General features: G+C 53.7%; 2 protein-coding genes. Both read right to left on the reverse strand.

The annotated features are described in order from the left end of the window. A partial coding sequence (locus V6D20_18115; protein HEY9817698.1) for a hypothetical protein occupies positions 1-261 on the reverse strand: 261 nt, incomplete at its 3' end. 491 nt (positions 262-752) lie between these two features. Then, positions 753-1,822: CPBP family glutamic-type intramembrane protease (locus tag V6D20_18120; protein HEY9817699.1), on the reverse strand; the 1,070-nt coding region annotated here is incomplete at its 5' end.

Genomic DNA, 1,822 nt, shown 5'->3' on the forward strand with positions numbered 1-1,822 from the left:
CAGCAACTGACCATCTGCCTGCGATCGCAGAGAGATCTGCTGAGCCGGTTCAGTGGTACCGGTGTAAGACAAAAGGCCGTCATCAGACTCCGTATCTGCTTGAGCCACATCGACAATGGCCACCGATTCCTCTGAACCTTCCGCCGAAGGTGCCTGCCCTTCCACAACCTCACAGCCCATCGGGAGCCATAACATTGAAACCAGCAGCAATGTCCCTACTGTCCAAGGCCTATCCCGTTGCTGATTAAGCAGTTTACCCATGGGTCTCATCCTCAGTCATTCCACAAAACTATGTGCCAACCTAAATCCTGGCCTTCATCGCCAAACGGTAAACCGGATTGAGGATCGCTAGCGATCGCCCCCTCTCCTAAGCGCCACCCATGGCATGATGGCAGAGCTAACTATTCTTTATTAAGTTTTTATAATCTTCTTGTTGCCATTCTACAGCGCCCACTAGAAAACGATCGGTTAGTCCCATATTTTTATGGAGCGATCGCCCAGAAACTTACTAGACACTATCTGCCAGACCTCTTAACTAGAACTTGGAATTGCATTTGAAAGTCGCAAGGGCTGCTTATAGAAAATACGGATGTCTCATCGGATTGGATTTAAAGCGATTAGGATTATTTACACAACCTGAGTTCGATAGCGTTACGGATAGAGAACCCTATGGATGGGGCGATGCATGGGCGGAAGAATGCATCAACACCTTACGAGACGGTACGTTCCGGCTACGCCGGCAACACCAGGGTTTATGAATGTCCATCGCCCTGGGAATATAAGCGCTCATAGCCCCCTAACATCAACAGCCAGACGACGACAATCACCCAGTGAACTAAGGCGATCGCCCACAGAGACCCTGTTGCAGCATAGACCGCTGTGCACACCAGGCCCAGCCAGGCAGAAAGCAGCAGAAAAGCTGGCCGGCTAAAAGTTACAGCCCCCTGACGAAACAAGGTCAGACCGTTCAGGGGATGATACAGCACAAATAGCCCCACACTCAGCAGCGTCCAAAGCAAAAAGGTTTCGACCCGCACTGCTTCTCGGGGATGGGGCAACAGCAGGACGCGAAATACGCCTTCTTCTAGCAAAGCTGGCACTACCAAGGCCACGAGGGCAACTCGCAAACGTTGCAGGGCCGATAAGGGGGTTCGCTTCAGAGAAGGGGTGGTTAGAAATCCCACTCGCCAGCCCAGGGGCAGGGCGATCGCTCCATACACCAGCAGCCCAAAAAGCGCGATGCCCAAGTCCGCTTCTGTCGGACGACGCAGGCTTTCAATGGCTCGGGAAAAGAGGGTGGGGATCACCCAATAGCGACCAAATAATTCCGTGGGCGCGAGGGGAGCGATCGTGGCATCCCAGCCGCCCACCTGATTGGTTCGCAGCACCCAAACGCCAGATCCCTGTTCCAAAAAACTGTTGACGAGTTGATCATAGGCAACTCGGGGAATCACGGTGCGCCAACTCAGCAGTTGGGTGACCAGGTTATTCCGACGTTCAAAGATAGGCTGTGCGCCAGCAATGGCATTGGCATTATGCTGCCAATCAGGACGAACAATACCCACAGGTACCAATTCCCGACGCAGGCGATCGCCCACTTGCACCAAACGCTGAAACCGCTGGGTTTGCAGATCATTAGGATGCTCCCGCAACCACTGCTGAATTGCCGGTGTGGTGGACACCTGTTGGGTTATGGCCTGAATTGTTTTGTACAAGGCTTGGCTCGAATCTTGCACACAAGACTGGGCCGGCGTCACAATGGCAGCCCCCGTACCATCCCCGGTGCGGTAGCGGGCCATCATGATCTGCAACTGGCGGCGGA

It is taken from the genome of Candidatus Obscuribacterales bacterium, from assembly GCA_036703605.1.
Taxonomy (GTDB): domain Bacteria; phylum Cyanobacteriota; class Cyanobacteriia; order RECH01; family RECH01; genus RECH01.